The sequence below is a fragment of the Pseudorhodoplanes sinuspersici genome (assembly GCF_002119765.1).
GTDB classification, from domain to species: Bacteria; Pseudomonadota; Alphaproteobacteria; order Rhizobiales; family Xanthobacteraceae; genus Pseudorhodoplanes; species Pseudorhodoplanes sinuspersici.
Window position 1 is genome coordinate 5,957,154 of sequence record NZ_CP021112.1, and the last position, 14,462, is coordinate 5,971,615.

15 protein-coding genes are annotated in these 14,462 nt (G+C 56.7%); 2 read left to right on the top strand and 13 right to left on the bottom strand.

Annotation, left to right across the window (positions count from 1 at the left end; all coding sequences use genetic code 11):
- Positions 1-293 precede the first annotated feature (293 nt).
- The 11 genes from CAK95_RS28855 to CAK95_RS28905 are packed head-to-tail and all read right to left on the bottom strand — an operon-like array spanning position 294 to position 9,381.
- Positions 294-1,037 (bottom strand): ABC transporter ATP-binding protein, encoded by a 744-nt coding sequence (locus CAK95_RS28855; RefSeq protein ID WP_086091088.1) that lies wholly within the window; start codon positions 1,035-1,037, stop codon positions 294-296.
- A 2-nt stretch (positions 1,038-1,039) separates the two neighbouring features.
- Positions 1,040-1,849, bottom strand: coding sequence for an ABC transporter permease (locus CAK95_RS28860; RefSeq protein ID WP_086091089.1), 810 nt, complete (start codon positions 1,847-1,849; stop codon positions 1,040-1,042).
- Entirely contained in the window at positions 1,846-2,817 is a 972-nt protein-coding gene (locus tag CAK95_RS28865; protein WP_086091090.1) for an ABC transporter substrate-binding protein, read from the bottom strand. Before CAK95_RS28865 ends, CAK95_RS28860 begins: the two co-directional genes overlap by 4 nt.
- 25 nt (positions 2,818-2,842) lie before the next feature.
- Positions 2,843-3,130 carry an alpha/beta hydrolase gene (locus tag CAK95_RS28870; protein ID WP_086091091.1) on the bottom strand — a complete coding sequence of 96 codons (288 nt, stop codon included), beginning with the start codon at positions 3,128-3,130 and terminating at the stop codon, positions 2,843-2,845.
- On the bottom strand, positions 3,127-3,657 hold the full coding sequence (locus CAK95_RS28875) for an alpha/beta fold hydrolase (RefSeq protein ID WP_157699794.1): 531 nt from the start codon (positions 3,655-3,657) through the stop codon (positions 3,127-3,129). The genes CAK95_RS28870 and CAK95_RS28875 overlap by 4 nt, the downstream gene beginning before the upstream one ends.
- A gap of 4 nt (positions 3,658-3,661) precedes the next feature.
- The gene (locus tag CAK95_RS28880; RefSeq protein ID WP_086091093.1) at positions 3,662-4,126 is read right to left on the bottom strand and encodes an SRPBCC family protein; all 465 of its coding nucleotides are present in this window, start codon (positions 4,124-4,126) and stop codon (positions 3,662-3,664) included.
- 9 nt (positions 4,127-4,135) lie between these two features.
- Positions 4,136-5,113, bottom strand: coding sequence for an amidohydrolase family protein (locus CAK95_RS28885; protein ID WP_086091094.1), 978 nt, complete (start codon positions 5,111-5,113; stop codon positions 4,136-4,138).
- On the bottom strand, positions 5,113-7,518 hold the full coding sequence (locus CAK95_RS28890; protein WP_086091095.1) for a xanthine dehydrogenase family protein molybdopterin-binding subunit: 2,406 nt from the start codon (positions 7,516-7,518) through the stop codon (positions 5,113-5,115). The genes CAK95_RS28885 and CAK95_RS28890 overlap by 1 nt, the downstream gene beginning before the upstream one ends.
- On the bottom strand, positions 7,515-8,114 hold the full coding sequence (locus CAK95_RS28895) for a (2Fe-2S)-binding protein (protein WP_086091096.1): 600 nt from the start codon (positions 8,112-8,114) through the stop codon (positions 7,515-7,517). The genes CAK95_RS28890 and CAK95_RS28895 overlap by 4 nt, the downstream gene beginning before the upstream one ends.
- Complete coding sequence (locus CAK95_RS28900) at positions 8,111-9,007, bottom strand: FAD binding domain-containing protein (protein ID WP_086091097.1); 897 nt, start codon at positions 9,005-9,007, stop codon at positions 8,111-8,113. Before CAK95_RS28900 ends, CAK95_RS28895 begins: the two co-directional genes overlap by 4 nt.
- A gap of 50 nt (positions 9,008-9,057) precedes the next feature.
- Positions 9,058-9,381 (bottom strand): NIPSNAP family protein, encoded by a 324-nt coding sequence (locus CAK95_RS28905; RefSeq protein WP_157699795.1) that lies wholly within the window; start codon positions 9,379-9,381, stop codon positions 9,058-9,060.
- A gap of 210 nt (positions 9,382-9,591) precedes the next feature.
- On the opposite strand from CAK95_RS28905, the gene CAK95_RS28910 reads away from it, so the two are divergent.
- Positions 9,592-10,974: an aminotransferase-like domain-containing protein gene (locus tag CAK95_RS28910; RefSeq protein WP_086091099.1), complete on the top strand. Its 1,383-nt coding sequence runs from the start codon at positions 9,592-9,594 to the stop codon at positions 10,972-10,974.
- 597 nt (positions 10,975-11,571) lie between these two features.
- A complete protein-coding gene (locus CAK95_RS29730; protein ID WP_086091100.1) occupies positions 11,572-11,814 on the top strand; it encodes a hypothetical protein in 243 nt (80 codons plus the stop codon).
- Positions 11,815-12,067: 253 nt separating this feature from the next.
- Here the strand turns inward: CAK95_RS29730 and CAK95_RS28925 are convergent, their stop codons facing one another.
- Together CAK95_RS28925 and CAK95_RS28930 are read right to left on the bottom strand one after the other, a co-directional pair.
- Positions 12,068-12,829 (bottom strand): IS5 family transposase, encoded by a 762-nt coding sequence (locus CAK95_RS28925; protein ID WP_086091101.1) that lies wholly within the window; start codon positions 12,827-12,829, stop codon positions 12,068-12,070.
- A 419-nt stretch (positions 12,830-13,248) separates the two neighbouring features.
- A protein-coding gene (locus CAK95_RS28930; protein WP_157699474.1) for an IS3 family transposase occupies positions 13,249-14,402 on the bottom strand; the annotation gives its coding sequence in 2 pieces (ribosomal slippage) (positions 13,249-14,153 and positions 14,153-14,402; 1,155 coding nt in all).
- Positions 14,403-14,462 lie beyond the last annotated feature (60 nt).

The following is a 14,462-nucleotide window of genomic DNA, read 5'->3' on the forward strand; positions in this document are numbered from 1 at the left end:
GCGTTTCACCATTTTTCGACCACTTGCGAACGTGATCTCTGACCACCGATTATGGACGATGTCCGTTATATTGGCGTATCAAGCAATTCGATTTCCAATCGGGCACTGCCGCGTCAATCTGCAAGCGCAATACTCTGCGTGCGATCTCCTCACGAGCTGCGTCGCCCATGCCCTCTGCTTGCGCAGTTATGCTCTTGCATCCTCCGGGATCTTCTGGCTGCGTTTACTGCGGCGTCGCAATCAACACCTCATCCTGATCGCGTTCGGCTGAATTCTCGAATCGCTTGACACCCTCAAGCTGCCAGCGCGGTTTGTATTTCTCCTCGAATCATCTCCTTATTCTCGCTAGTCGTTTCGGATGTCAGAGGAACATCAATTGCGATGTTGGCTGGTCGTTTCAGCACAACAATCCGGTCACCGATCTCCAACGCCTCGTTGATGGAATGGGTGATAAAAACTGCCGTCTTTCCATTTTCTTTGACAAGCTTAACAAACTCGGCTCGCAACTTGCGGGCCGTCATTTCGTCAAGCGCGGAGAATGGTTCATCGCATAGCAAAATATTTGCGTTTGTTGCGAACGCTCTGGCTATCGATACGCGTTGCCTCATACCGCCCGATAAGGCATGCGGATAATCATGTTCGTGCCCACGAAGACCAAGTGTATCAAGCCAACGCTGGGCAATCGCTCTGCGCTCTTCGACAGATTTTCCAAGAATCTCGAGACCGAGCTCTACATTCTGAATTGCGGTCCTCCACGGCAATAACCGATCGCTCTGAAACACAATTGCCATCTTGCCGCGAAACGTGTCGAAATCGCGAAATGGAGCATGGCCATCGACGGTCACCCGCCCTTTGGATGGCTCAGTCAATCCCGCAATCATGTTGAAGATGGTAGACTTTCCGCAGCCAGTCTTTCCGAGCAGAGCCAGCATTTGGCCTTCCGCGACCTGAAGATCCAACCCATCGACCGCGATAAAAGAGCCGAATGCCTTCGAGACCTTTTCAAGTGAGATGGCAGTCCTTGCAGCAGCGTTCATTGTCATAGTGCTCGTTCCGAGATGGCACGATAGCGGAATGCGACGCTCTCAATGAGCGTCAAAATCGCCTGTACGATCAGGACGAAGGTCACGAGTTGCAGCGTCCAGGCCAGCGCGCCCGCCATATCGAATAGTTGCTGTTGCTGAAGCAGCTGGTACCCTACACCGCCGGTAGCACCGACTAGCTCTGCTACGACGACCACGCGCGATGCATTGCCCAGATTGACCTTCCACGCTGTTAGTATGTCGGGAAGAATTGCGGGAATGATCATCGCAGTGAACAGTTTAATGCGTGATGGACGAAAGCTCATCACCATTTCGGTGAGATCGCGCGACATAGCTTGGAGCGCACCCAAAACCTGGAATGAGAAGGCCGGTAGCGTCGTCACCACCATGATAAAGAAAATGCGAGACTCTATGCCGTGAAACCAGATAATCGCGAATACGACCCAAGATAGCGCCGGAATACCCTGAAATAGTGTCAGGATCGGAGAGAGAAAGTCGTGGGCTATGCGCGATCGAGCCATGATCACCGCGAGAAGAGCGCCGATGAGAAAAGCACCAGCGAGCCCCGCAAGAATGCGGAGCACCGTGGCAAGAACATCCGAGAACTGCGCCCAATCGCCAATGATGCTGATGAAACGCCAGAAGACGTCCACCAATGAGGGAAACAGAAAGGGTGGAAAAAACAGCGAGGCAAACTGCCAGACACCGGCAACAACGGCGAACGGGATAATGTACGACAGTGCGCCGCGCAGGACAGATGCGCCGAATCTTGTGACGGCGGAATCTTGATAATGCACCGCCGTCATTTCGTGAGCCCCTGATAGATCGTCGAAGGCGCCGGCTCGGATGGCAGGAATGAAATAGACTTGCCAGCCTCGTAGACAGCCTTGATCTCCTTGCTCACCTCGGCCGCCGTTCGCACATTCATTCCAAGACGGTCGTTGGCGCGAATGAGCTCTGCGATCGCTTTGCGATCGTTCTCCGTTCCTTTGCTGGAGATTAGCTTAGCCGCTTCATCAGGATTCGCGGCCACCCACTCTGCCGCCTGCCTGTAGGTTGCATAGAGCTTTGGAATGAGGTCCCTATTCTCTTCGGCCCAGGCAACGTGAGCTGCAACGCCAAGATAGGGAATGTTGGTGCTGCCTGACATCTTTTTCCAGCTTTCCTGGATTTTGAGATCGAGCGTGCGAATGCCCGGCTTCTTAGTCTGCAATGTCGTGTAAGCCGGCTCCCACAGCTGAACAGCAGCCGCACGATCAGCGAGTGCATAACCAACAAGGCCAGGCGTTGCTGTATTGATGACTGAAAACTTGCTGGTATCGACGCCAAGCTGACGTGCAAACCAGTCGAACATTACATAGTTCGTCGTACCTTTTGCCGCAGCAAGATCCTTTCCTTCAACATCCCTCAGAGACTTAATATCCGGCCGCGAACTCACCACAGCGCCCCAATAGTCAAAGAGATTAAAAAGGTAGGTCACCTTGACGCCACGCAGATCAGCCAGACCCACAGTCAAAAGCGCTGCACTGCCGCCGACCTGGAACTCACCGGAATTGAACTGCGCCGTATAGGCGTCCGGAGTACGCTCCTCGAATTTGATAGACAGACCGTTCTTCTCGTCGAGCTTCTGAGCCTTGATCACCGGCGGCAGAAATGCACCCAATGAAGGTGCCCCAAACACAACAATGGAAATCTTTGCCAGCTCTTGGGCCGACAGTGGCGATGCCAAAACGGTCGTTGAAAGAAGACTCAGTGCAAATGCAGCTTTCCTCATGATATTCCTCCTCCCGATTAATGAGTTATGATGTTGTTATGCTGGCAGCGTTGGAGACAAATTGCGCAAGCACGTCGGCAAAAGCTTCGGGGGCCTCAACCGCCGATATATGAGCCGCATCAAGGACAATCATGTTCGCGCCGGCGATACCAGCCACGATTTCCTCCCCGCGGGCGGGCGGCGTCGATGGATCGTGCACGCCACAAATCACTTGGGCGGGACAGGAAATATCGGCGAGCCGTGGCTTGAGATCGGAAGCCGCCAGCACCTCACAGCAGCCAGCGTAACCTTCGACAGGTGTTGCCGCGATCATCTTGCAGAGCTCTTGAGTTCGCTCCGGATGATGCTGCTGAAATGACTTGGTGAACCAGCGATCGAGTGTGGGCGCAACCAGGGGGCCATGCCATTGGCGCGAACTGTCGCGGCACGCTCCCGCCAGAGCGATGGTGGCGGAAAATTCGGCGCCGTATTGGCCAGCACTAAACCAGCCACCCGCGGACCACCGTTTGCGCCGATCCAAAGCCCCATCAAACCACCCAGGGAAAGGCCGCAAAAGACGACCCGCTGAATGTTCAGTGCATCTAAAATGGCAAGCGCGTCGTTACCCAACTGCTCGATTGTGTACGGACCCGCCGGAACATCCGACTGTCCATGTCCACGCGTATCATAGCGAAGGACCCGCACCTGGTTTGAGATACGCGAAACAACCTCGTCCCACATCGCCATGCTCGCACCGATCGAGTTGCTGAACATGACAACAGGCTTGCTCGACGGCTGCGGCACCTCAACGGCGAGATGGACACCTGGCTCGACTTCGATCCGCTCGATACGACCTATCATCACATTACCTTACCACGCCTGCGGATTGCTCAAATTCCTTGCGCAAGGCGACAAAGAAGCGGCTGATCAGATGCTTCGAAACCCCCGAGAGAATTCGTTGTCCCACGCCGGCGACAAGACCGCCGACTTCACCGCTGCCCTTGTAAATGAGTTTCGACACCCCTTCGGTTTCCGGTTCGATATCGAAACGAGCGTTTCCTATGCCGTGCCCGAGCGACCCGTTACCGGACACCTTGATGTTGCATGATTTTGGAGCTTCTTTTTCCGACAAACTGATCTCACCTTCGAACGACCCTCCCACTGCCGCCACACGGAGCTGCATCTCCAGCTTGTAGGAGTCAGGGGAGGTCTCCGTCATACTCTTGCAGCCGGGAATGCAACGGGTCAGCACCACGGGATCGTTGAGCGCGTCCCACAGTGCCTCCACAGAAGCAGGAATTGTTTCACTGCCGCCGATATCGAGCTTCATGATGTCCCCTTAGAGAGCGAACAACTTTTGAGCGAGACCACCATTAATCGAAACACGTTCGCCGGGCGTGAATGACGTGTCTTGAACGATGTTCGACGGCGCAAGGTCGCCTATAGGGAAAGGCATGTCCGACCCCATCATGATACGATCCGCACCGACAATGTCGGCGAGATAGCGGAGCGTCCGGGTGTCTTGGACGATGGTGTCGTAATAAAGAGACGCGAGAGCGGCGTCAGGATCGCCAAGCTTATCTTTATCGAGCTGATAATTCCGGCGGAGTCGGCCAATGATGTAAGGCAATGCCGCACCGCCAATACCAGCCACGATCTTCGCATTCGAATAGCGCGTCACATGACCCGCGTAGATCAGGCGTGAGATCGCAATAAGAGTGTCTGTGATACGTCCTACGGCGTTTGCCATGCCATAGTCGTGTACGCGGCCATCACCGCTCTCGAACACGGGATGAATAAAAATCACTGAGCCAAGGTCGTTTGCAGCTTCCCAAAAAGGTTTGAGCGCCGGGTCGTCAAGAACGCCCCCCTTCCCCTTAGGCTGCGTTCCAATCATGGCTCCTTTGAAACCTGATTGATGCGCCTCGCGGAGCACTTCAGCGGCACGCGCTCCCTCCTGCAGCGGCACCGTCGCGAGCGGGATAAATCGCGGCTGTGTCTTCGCCACTTCCGCCAAATGCACATTGATCAGGCGCGACCACGCAAGTCCTTCTTCGGCTGGTATTTCATAAGCAAACATATCAAGCCAACCGCCGACGACCTGCCGCTCCACCTTTTGCGCATCCATCCATTGCAAGCGTCCGGCAAGATCGCTTAGCGGCCTAGAAACAGGACGTGTTGGCTTGCCGCCAGAAAACGAGAATCCAAGGCTGCCGCCCTCCTCGATCAGCTTGATCGATGGAAACTTCGCCTGGTTCGCACGGATAGCGTCTAGCAGGCTCGGAGGGACCAGATGGGCATGGCAATCAATGATCATTATTGATCCTTCTTCTTTGCGTCTTGAGCTGCGGCGACGGCGTCGCTGATCACCGCAATACGGATGGGAAGTTTCGAGAATGAAATGCCAAGCGGCGAGACGGCATCATTAATGGCGCCGGAGATTGCTGCCGGCGAACCAAGATACCCGCTCTCGCCAGACCCCTTCTGACCGAATACCGTGAACGGTGACGGCGTACAGTGATGCACGATCTCGACATTTGGAATTTCGTGCGACGATGGAAGCAGGTAGTCCATAAAGCTTTGTGTGAGGATCTGGCCTTCTGCGTCGTAGACAAACTCCTCAAGCAAAGCTGCGCCGATCCCGTGCGCGATTCCACCGAGAGTCATGCCTTTGACGATGTGCGGGTTGATCACGGTTCCGCAATCATGGCCGATGACGTAACGCCGGATTTCAGACTTTGCTATTTGCGGGTCGAACGCCAGCAGGACCAAATGAAACTCGAACGAATGGCAGGGATACATTTGTACCCGACCATTTTCCGGCAGTTTGGTTCCTGTCGGCACCTGCATCACATGCGTTGTTTCCAGCCCCGGCTCCATTCCGTCGGGCAATGCATGAAAGTGGCGATGTCCGATATTTACGAGATCGGTCCACGAAAGGGTCTTGTTCGACTTCGGATCAGCCACGCTGCCTTGGGAGTAAACAGCGGCGTCTTCCGCAATCCCGAACTGATGTGCACCGATCTTCGTCAGTTTGCTCTTGAGCTTCTGCGCAGCATAATAACAGGCGCCACCCATCATGATCGCCATGCGGCTGCCCACCGGCGTGTTGGACGGAAGGCTGGAGAGCGAGTCGGGGCGCACGATGCGGATCAGATCAGGATCGATTTCCAGGACCTCACCGACGACGGTCGCGGCCAGCGTCTCATGCCCTTGTCCTGCCGAGGTCGTATGGATCGTGACGGTGACAAAACCAACGCCATCCACATTGATTCGGCACGAGTCCATCCAGGTCGTCGTAGTGTTCTTTTCGTTCAGCAGCGGTTCGAATGACGAATTGCCTCCACTGGGTTCAAGACAGGCAGCAATACCGATTCCCGCCATCATGCCAGAAGCACGCAGCTCGTCTCGCTCCTTGAGCAACGCCTCATAATCGGCGCTGGCGAGAACCTTGTTGACCACCGTGTGGTAGTCACCGCTGTCGTAATGCGTTCCACTCGGGATGAGATAAGGGAATTCATCGCTGCGAATGAAATTGCGGCGGCGAACTTCGATGCGATCCAGACCGACGGCCGCCGCGACTTTATCGATGGCAGTCTCTATCGCATAATTCGTCGGCGCTTGGCCGAAGCCACGCACCGCTTCCTGCGCGGCCTTATTCGACAGCGTAGCTATGGCTCGATATTGCACGCTCTCAATCTTATAGGGACCGACAATCGCACCGATCGGCTTGCCGAGTTGGAAGGGCGAGCGACCTGCATATCCGCCGACATTGTCGAGCGCTTGCATCTTCATAGACTTGACGATGCCGTTGTCGTTGAATGCAACCTCGACGTCGAAGATTCGCTCCGGGCCATGGGCATCGCCAGCCCGCATATTCTCCAGCCGATCCTCGATCAGCCGCACCGGCCGCCCGAGGATGCGGCTGAGATGCGACGCCAGGACACTGTGCTTTATGCCGCGCTTGACGCCATAACTTCCGCCGACATCGACATCGTGATGCACGCGCACATTGTTGGCAGGAATGCGCAGCGCGCGTGCGATCTGGTCGGGATATTTCGGCATCTGGATCGACGCCCAGACGTCGAGCATCTCACGCCACGGATCCCACCGAGCCACTACGCCGAATGTCTCGATCGGCACTGTCGAGTTGCGCCCCCATGCGACACGAAACTTCAGGTGGCGCGAGCTCTCAGCGAAATGCTTATCGACCTCACCCCAGACGAACGTTTTGTCGAGAAGCACGTTCGTGCCATGCTCCGGGTGCACCTTTGGGCTGGCATCCGTGATGGCCTCTTCCGCATCGATAACGAATGGCAGCGGCTCGTATTCAATACGAATTTTCTCGATTGCATCTTCCGCCTGAGCCCGAGTTTCCGCGACGACAGCCACGACCCATTCACCGGCGTAACGCACCTGTCCCACTGCAAGCGGATAGCGGCGAACCTTCGGCGTATCCAACCCATTCATCAACGGATCGACCGCCTTGACGAGTTGCTCGCCGGTCAGGGCGTAGACAACACCGGGCATTTTCAGAGTCTCGCTGGCATCAATCGATATGATGCGCGCGGCAGGATGCTGCGACGGCAGGATCGCAACGTGTAGCATCTGGTCGAGAACGATGTCGGCGACATAGCGTCCATGACCGACAACAAAACGCCGATCCTCACGAACGCGCCGATTTGACGATACAAACTTTAAGGCCGCGGCTTCCGCATTCATCGGCGACCTCCTTGTGCCATATCGGCTTCGGCTGGCTCAAGTATCCCTTCCAGCGGCGCGACCTCGTAAGCCGAAGTATCAATATGGGACTGATCGGTATCAGCACCATTCACAGAACGAGGCGTATTGGCCTTTCGCAAGCGGTCAGCGGCAAGCTGAACGGCCTCGATGATTTGACCGTAGCCCGTGCAACGGCAAATGTTGGCCGAGATTGCATCCACGATCTCTTCGCGCGTGGGATTCGCTACATGCTCAAGCAGTGAATGCGCTGTGAGGATCATGCCGGGCGTGCAATAGCCGCACTGCATACCGTGCGTTTCGCAGAAAGCATCCTGAACGATGCTCAGTTCGCCGGGCGCCGGCGCAAGTCCCTCGATTGTCGTGATCTCGTAGCCATCTGCCTGCGCTGCAAACATCAGGCAAGCACGGGCCGGCTCTCCATCCAGCAGTATTGTGCAGGCTCCACAAACGCCGTGTTCGCATCCGGCGTGGCTTCCGACCAGCGCCAGATCCTCACGAAGCGTGTCGAGCAAGGTTTTGCGCGGTTCGACATCGACGTCGCATGTGCGGCCGTTGACATTAAGCGAGATCTTCATTGCGCGCCTCTCTTTGCGACGTGGCCGATGCTGGCTTGCGCCTCGTGAATGGCGTCTTCCAGCGCGCGCACACCCAGAGCGATCGCAACCCGCAAACGATAGTCCGCCGAGGCATGAAGGTCGCTCGCCGGTTCAAGCACCTGCGCAGCTTCGCGAACTATTTCTGTAAGCGCGGCCTTATCGAGAGCCGCGCCGATCAGGCTGGAAACGTCCAGGCGCACAGGCCGATCACCAACGCCCCCTATTCCGAGCGTGGCATCGATACAACCGCCCTCCTCATCCAAAGCGACCTGCGCTGCCGCAGCAACGAAGGCAAAGTCGGATTTTCGCGCGCTGACCTCGTGAAAGCCGGAGCCGATCCGCGCATGCCGCCAGATTGGAAACCCAACCGCTGTCACGCAATCCCCTGGCATGACCGATGTCACCATCGGACCGATAAAGAAGTCCTCGGCAGGTATTGTCGTCACACCGTCCGGGTTAGTGATTTCGATGTCTGCCTGAAGCGTTACAGCAACGAGAGGGATTTCCGCTGAAGGGTCGGCATGAGCGACCGATCCACCGACCGTACCGCGATTGCGCGTAGGAGGATGCCCGACCCACGGAAGCGCCTTCGTCAGAAGCGGCAGCGATTGGCGCGTTAACACACTTCGCTCCACCTGCACCTGACGTGTCGTAGCGCCGATCATCAAGGTATCGCCAACGACACGAATACCGTTTAACTCCGGCAGACGATAGACATCGACAAGCCTTGCCGGGCGTGCGAGGCGCATTGCCAACATAGGGATTAGGGTCTGGCCGCCCGATATCACCCGCGCATCTTCATCAGACGCCAGCAGCTCACACGCTTGGGCAACCGAACCCGGCCTGACATATTCAAACGGAGCTGATTTCATCTGCTTGCTTTCGCGTTTGACGCTATTCGAACTGCGGCACGCAGATGTCGCTATGCCAGGATCAAACCAGCAACAGCCGGCGCGAGCACGGATACAGTTTGGCTTTTCAGCAGCGGACCATTCACTTCAGAGGCGGCCTTGATCTCGCGCCATTCGGAATCAGCGCCGAATGCAGCCCACGCCTTCGTACGATCGTCCTCGGAGTTGAAGCGCGTGAGATAAGTCAGACGACCATCGTCGGTCGGCGCCTCGAACACCCCAAGCAACTCGATGCCAAAGCGCTGCAACCGCGGCACTACGTGCTCTTTGAACCGGGCCCGCATAGCTGGGGCCTTCCCCTCGGCTGCCTCATATACCCGAATTTCGTAGATCACCTTGCACTCCATCCCTGCCTGCAGGCCGAACCGATAAAAACAAAGAGAGGAGCAATGTCAAACTTATTCTAGTGCAATACTCGACTAAACAATATATTGCACCGCAACAATGAAGGAGTGAGACCTATTTATACCGGTTGACGCCCCAATTATCGTTGCAACAATCAGTCAATTGTACTAATTGATTCCCCCGATTAAGGATCAACAACAGTGTCTCAAGACGTCTCAGCCGAGTGGATTCCAGTCCTCGGAGATACACCCGGCCCGCGCTATCTCGCCTTCGTACAGTCACTGGAAAATGACATCGCATCCGGCGCATTAAAGCCGGGAACTCGCCTGCTTCCCCAGCGTGATATGGCGACGCAGCTTGGCGTGAGCGTTGGCACGATCTCCAAGGCTTATGCGGAAGCAGAATCTCGCGGCCTCATTTCCGGCGAGGTGGGCCGGGGGACATTCGTGCAACGCAGGCGTCCTTCGGCAATTTCCGAAATCTCGCCCACAACCATCAACCTCGCACTCAACGTGCCTCCGTCTACGGGCGAAGACGAATTGATCGCTTCCATCCTACAGGACATCGTTGCCGATGGGGCGCTTAAATCATTGCTCGGCTATCTGCCGCACCAGGGCTTACTCCATCACCGGCAAACCATGGTGGCCTGGCTCGCACAACTCGGTATCCCGACGGATGTCGATCATCTCTTCATCACGCACGGGGGGCAGCATGCTCTTTCGATTGCGCTGGGAATGATTACGGGCGCGAACAGTATCGTTCTGACCGAGCGCTTCTGCTACTCGGGCATGATCGCTCTCTCCGCACAGAACGGCTATCGATTGCATGGCGTGGATGGTGACAGACACGGTCTTTTGCCCGAAGCGCTTGATCGCGCCTTTATGGAAACAAATGCGCGTGCCCTGTTTGCCACGCCGACACTTCAAACGCCCACCGGCACCGTGATGCCTGAGGGCCGACGGCGGGAAATTGCAGAAGTTATCCGAAAACGTGACGGATTCCTTCTGGAAGACGATGCTTATGCCTTCCTTTTTCCCACCCCACCGAAACCGATCTCGCTGCTGCTTCCCGAGCGCAGCTTCTATGTAACCAGTTTTGCAAAGTGTCTTGCGCCTGGTATGCGCATCGGAGCCATGATCCTGCCAGACCAGTTTCGCGACAGGTGCATTAACGCGATTCGCGCAACCGGATGGATGGCATCACCGATCATGGCAGAAGTCGTGGCGCGTATGATCCATAGCGGCGATCTCTTGCGCCAAGTTCACCTCAAGCGGGCAGCAGCGGCGCGGCGCAATGCTATCGCCGATGATGTCCTCGGCAACTGGCTGCCGGTGGTGTCTGACACGGCTGGCTTTCATCGCTGGCTACCCATTCCCGCCGGACGCACCCTTATTGCTCTCGTCGCACAGGCAGCTCAGGCCGGAATTACGCTGGCTCCACCGGGCGCTCTGCAGCAGGTAGATCGCGGGACACTCGGCGTGCGGATCTGCCTCGGTCATCCAAAGACAGACGACGAATTGAAGAAAGCGCTTTGTGAGTTGCGCCGTATCCTCGAAGCGGCAGAAGAACTGTCGTTTGTCTAGGGGCGATTGTTTGTGAGCGGAGCGGCCACTTTGACCTATGTCTGCAATAGTCCGCGCAAGTCGATGCACCATTGAGCCGCGAATGATCGCCCAAAGCGTGAAGCGCTCTCTGTTGCACTCCGAGCGTTGACTCAAGCGGCTGCGTCGGTCGTTACCACGCGGGCGAGGGTCTGCCAGTGATGAGTGGCCTCCGGCAGCAACATTTCCAACACCGACACGGGATCATCACCGTCGAGCAGATGCATGGCGACATGACCTCGCGCGAGACGAGGGCCAAAGCCACAGATGTCCTGGCCGCAATCGCGAGGGGGCAGCGCCCTGGTGATACGACGTCCATACGAAGGGGGCTATTACCCTCCGGCAAGCTTGGGAGCGCTATCGCGACGCTCACATGGTTCGCAAAGGACGGAGTGGGGGGACCATCGAAAGCTACAGAGACGACATGGAGCGCCTTTTCGGAGACTGGCTCGACCGGCCGCTCGCTCGGCTTGGACAACAGCCAAGGCTATTCGCGGAACGCCATGACAAAACCACTAATGAAAATGGACCTTATATAGCAAATGGCGCAATGCGCAGTCTGCGACAAACGACTGGACTGTGATTCCAGAAAATCAGGCAAATCGTCAAATCCGTCATGATGTCGGCGGCCACAACAACACTCAGGATACGTTGCTGGCTTACATGGATTCGGAAGTGGAAAAGGCGACCATCAAGCGTTGCCTGGACGTTCTTGGTGACAAATTGGAGGAATCACACAGCGCGGAACTCACCAACCGTCGGGTTGTTGACAGACAGCGGATCATACCCTGGCGCCAATCCGTCGCGTGGCTCTGGCGTTAGATTGGCCACCGGCATTACTCAGCGGAATCAATAGGTTATGGCCCATTTCGGAACAAAGAATTACCGCTCAGCTTTCCCGAAGCCTTCGGCGCATGAGACATTGCTGGTTATCACTTAGTCACCCCTCTTGACGGAAGATCGTGTTTTCGGGTTTTGGGACCCGAATGAGCAAGTTCCCAACATCTGCGGAGCCATCATGACATCTGGTGTTCAGGTTGCGACAACGGGCGATCTGCTTAGTCACGCGAGAACGCTAGGACGTGGACTCATTAGCGCCGAGCCATAGCCTGATTGACGCGAGTTGGACGAAGGCAAGGTAATTGGCGGCAAGTTTGTCGTAGCGCGTCGCTACCCGACGACATTGCTTGATCCTGTTGAAGAACCGCTCAATTCGATTGCGAGCGCGATACAGGTAAGGACTGAAGCAGATCGGTTCGCTGCGATTGCTTTTCGGCGGGATGTTGGCCCATGCGCCTTTCTTGATCGCAAGTTCTCTAATCCAATCGGCGTCGTAGCTACGGTCCGCCAGCAGCATCGATCCAGGCTTCATGCGAGACAAAAGTTTTCCAACAAGCCGGTTGTCGTGGGCTTCTCCAGGCGTCAGCGCAATTCGGACCGGTAGGCCGTATGTATCCACGACGGCATGAATCTTAGTGGTCATCCCGCCCCGTGACCGCCCCATGCATTGTCTTTTATTCCGGTTGATGCAGGCTCCATGTTGATGCACGCGGACAATCGATGTGTCGATCATTTGCACAGCGGCATCATGGGCGGCTGCCAAGGCGTTCATAATCGCCGCCCACACACCGGCTCGTCGCCAACGAACGAAGCGATTGTAGCAAGTGGTATATGGACCGAAGGCGTCTGGTAGATCGCGCCATGGTGCCCCGGATCGTAGCATCCAGAAGATGCCATTGAGGACGCGACGGTCATTCACCCGCGGCACACCGCGCGGCTTATTTGGCAGCATCGGCTTAATGGCAGTCCATTCCTCGTCGGAGAGTTCGTAGCGCATGATTCGGCCCACTTCGTTTAGGGGATTTGAATCATAGCTCGGCAGTCACCATACCGACGTAATCGAGCGCCTGTCCTCATGTCGGCTTTCAGCGGGTAAACCGGAAATGGCCGACGTGCGGCCAAATCGACGCGAATGACCCGCAACGGGCATCAATGGCCTTGACCCGGTGCGGCCTACCTTTGGTTGATAGGGTTCTCTCAGGGGCGCGTCATTTGTGTCCAGCGACGACCTCGGGCGGTCGATCCGGCACGAGGCTGAAATGGTGACGGTCCTATTGGAACTCTCCCCTTCGTGATAGGCAAGGCATCAGGCAACAAAAGAGAGGACCGAACCGTATGATCAGCCTAATAAATGTCTTCACGGTAGATCCAGCCAACCAGGACCGGTGGCCTGCTGCCGGTTCAGTGGACAGCCAGTTAAGCTAATCCCAGCTTCCGCTCGAACTCAACGGGGCTGACGTATCCGATCGTCGAGGGACGCCTGGTCGTGTTATAGAACCGCTCGATGTAATCGAACACATCTGCCTTGGCCTCGTTCCGGGTGCGGTAGTTCCTTCGAGCGATGCGCTCGGTTTTCAGCGATGAGAAGAAGCTTTCCATAGCGGCATTGTCCCAGACGTTGCCGGATCGGCTCATGCTGCAGGTGATGCCACTGTCGGCCATCAAGCGCTGGAACTGGTCACTGGCATATTGGCTGCCGCGATCAGAGTGATGCATGAGCGCGTCCGGTTTGCCACGACGCCACACCGCCATCAGCAGGGCATCCGCGACCAACTGAGCCGTCATACCGGCACTCATTGACCAGCCGACGACGCGCCGTGAGAACAGGTCAATCACGGCAGAGACGTACAACCATCCCTCGGCCGTCCAGATATAGGTAAAGTCGGCAACCCATTTCTGGTTCGGTCGCTCAGCTGCGAACTGCCGGTCCAGCAGGTTCGAGGGAGCAACTGCAATCTGGCGATCACCGTTATCCTTAGGCAAGCGCCGTCGTCGTGGCCTGGCTCGCAAGGCCTGCTGCTGCATCAGTCGTTCGACCCGGTGCAGACCGCATTCGATACCGTCGGCAAGCAAGTCGCGCCAGACGCGTCGCGCTCCGTAGGTCCGATCGCTATTGACGAAGCTTGCCTTGATCCGCCCGCCGATCACTTCATCGCTACGGGCTCGGGCACTGAACGAGCGGTTCAGCCAAGCATGGAAGCCGGACCGGGAGACGCCCAATGCGTTGCACAGCCATGCCACCGGCCAGATGCCCCGGTGCTTCGCAATGAAGACGAACTTCATGTCGCTTCCTTCGCGAAGAAGGCTGCGGCCTTTTTTAGGATATCCCTCTCGGCCTTGAGCTTGGCCACTTCGCGGCGCAGGCGCGCGATCTCCTGCTGCTCTGGCTTCATCTGTCCGTGGCCGGGAAAGGCCTGTGCAGGATCGGCGCCCAGCTCGCGCACCCATTTGCGCAGCACGTTCTCATGGACATCCAGGTCACGCGCTGCCTGTGCGACCGAGACCCCGCGCTCCCTGACCAGCTTTATCGCTTCAAGCTTGAACTCGCGACCAAACTTCCGTCTTTGCATGGCAACCTCCGGCTTCATGAAACACCCTATCTTGGTGTCCATCAAACCGGCAGCAGCTCA

What these genes read in the sequence shown, in the direction of transcription:
- CAK95_RS28900 (WP_086091097.1), bottom strand. Translation starts at nt 9,007, where the DNA reads ATGAAATCAGCTCCGTTTGAATATGTCAGGCCGGGTTCGGTTGCCCAA.
- CAK95_RS28870 (WP_086091091.1), bottom strand. Translation starts at nt 3,130, where the DNA reads ATGATCGCGGCAACACCTGTCGAAGGTTACGCTGGCTGCTGTGAGGTG.
- CAK95_RS28890 (WP_086091095.1), bottom strand. Translation starts at nt 7,518, where the DNA reads ATGAATGCGGAAGCCGCGGCCTTAAAGTTTGTATCGTCAAATCGGCGC.
- CAK95_RS28895 (WP_086091096.1), bottom strand. Translation starts at nt 8,114, where the DNA reads ATGAAGATCTCGCTTAATGTCAACGGCCGCACATGCGACGTCGATGTC.
- CAK95_RS28865 (WP_086091090.1), bottom strand. Translation starts at nt 2,817, where the DNA reads ATGAGGAAAGCTGCATTTGCACTGAGTCTTCTTTCAACGACCGTTTTG.
- CAK95_RS28885 (WP_086091094.1), bottom strand. Translation starts at nt 5,113, where the DNA reads ATGATCATTGATTGCCATGCCCATCTGGTCCCTCCGAGCCTGCTAGAC.
- CAK95_RS28860 (WP_086091089.1), bottom strand. Translation starts at nt 1,849, where the DNA reads ATGACGGCGGTGCATTATCAAGATTCCGCCGTCACAAGATTCGGCGCA.
- CAK95_RS28875 (WP_157699794.1), bottom strand. Translation starts at nt 3,657, where the DNA reads ATGATAGGTCGTATCGAGCGGATCGAAGTCGAGCCAGGTGTCCATCTC.
- CAK95_RS28855 (WP_086091088.1), bottom strand. Translation starts at nt 1,037, where the DNA reads ATGAACGCTGCTGCAAGGACTGCCATCTCACTTGAAAAGGTCTCGAAG.
- CAK95_RS28925 (WP_086091101.1), bottom strand. Translation starts at nt 12,829, where the DNA reads ATGCGCTACGAACTCTCCGACGAGGAATGGACTGCCATTAAGCCGATG.
- CAK95_RS28880 (WP_086091093.1), bottom strand. Translation starts at nt 4,126, where the DNA reads ATGAAGCTCGATATCGGCGGCAGTGAAACAATTCCTGCTTCTGTGGAG.